Annotated in this window: 1 protein-coding gene; it reads left to right on the top strand. The window is 68.8% G+C overall.

The features are described from left to right. Nucleotides 1–12 precede the first annotated feature (12 nt). Nucleotides 13–381: peptidase (locus tag HKX41_10640; protein ID NNC24588.1), on the top strand; the 369-nt coding region annotated here is incomplete at its 3' end.

Below are 381 nucleotides of genomic sequence, written 5' to 3' on the forward strand. Positions count from 1 at the left end.
CTGGACACCGCGATGTCGCAAACCGTTCTGCTCAACAACGTCGACCACCACGACCTGCGCGTGATCGTCGCGCGCGGCGCGCGCTACGGCGACGACGAGATGCTGGCGCCGACCTTCTTCGGCGAGTTCCGCGAGTTGCAGGCGCACTATCCCATCGTGTTCCAGCAGACCGCCGACGGCGGTTTCCGCTCGCTGGCGCTGTTGGGGCTGCGGCCACGCGAGAACCTGTTTCTTGAGGGCGACGCGCTCGCCGGCGCCGGCGAGCGCTGGGACGCGCACTACCTGCCGATGGCGATCGAGCGCCTGCCGTTCCTGATCGGCATCGCCGAGGACGAACCGATGCTGCACATCGACCTGGAGCATCCGCGCGTGGTGCGCGGC

This window comes from Salifodinibacter halophilus, from assembly GCA_012999515.1.
Taxonomy (GTDB): Bacteria; Pseudomonadota; Gammaproteobacteria; order Nevskiales; family Salinisphaeraceae; genus Salifodinibacter; species Salifodinibacter halophilus.